Below are 565 nucleotides of genomic sequence, written 5' to 3'. Positions count from 1 at the left end.
GCCTCCGCCAGGAAGATCACATCCGGGTCGGTGCGGTTGATGTCCGCGATCACCCGCTCCCAGAACGCCACCGGCTTGGTGTGCGGATTGTCCACCCGAAAGATCCGCACCCCATGACCCATCCACACTCGCAGCACCCGCAGCGTCTCCGCGACCAGCCCGGCCAGATCCGCGTCGAAGGCGATCGGGTAGATGTCCTGGTACTTCTTCGGCGGGTTCTCCGCATAGGCGATGGTGCCGTCCGGACGGTGGTTAAACCACTCGGGATGCTCGGCCACCCAGGGATGATCCGGCGAGCACTGCAGCGCGAAGTCCAGCGCCACCTCCAGGCCCACCGCCTGCGCCTGGGCCACGAACGCGTCGAAATCGTCGATGGTGCCCAGGTCGGGGTGGACGGCGTCGTGGCCGCCGTGCGGGGAGCCGATCGCCCAGGGCACGCCCACGTCGTCGGGGCCGGGGTCCAGGGTGTTGTTGGGGCCCTTGCGGAAGGTGGTGCCGATGGGGTGGATGGGCGGCAGGTAGACGACGTCGAAGCCCATCCGGGCGATCGCCGGCAGCCTGCGCG

At 69.0% G+C, this 565-nt stretch carries 1 protein-coding gene; it reads right to left on the bottom strand.

All coding sequences use genetic code 11. The annotated features are described in order from the left end of the window. A partial coding sequence (locus G5C60_RS50875) for an alpha-amylase family protein (RefSeq protein WP_241267675.1) occupies positions 1-565 on the bottom strand: 565 nt, incomplete at both ends.

The organism is Streptomyces scabichelini (assembly GCF_011045015.1).
In the GTDB taxonomy this organism is placed as follows: Bacteria; Actinomycetota; Actinomycetes; order Streptomycetales; family Streptomycetaceae; genus Streptomyces; species Streptomyces scabichelini.
The sequence above is the reverse complement of the archived record's forward strand: the minus strand, read 5'-3'. Positions and strand labels throughout refer to the sequence as shown.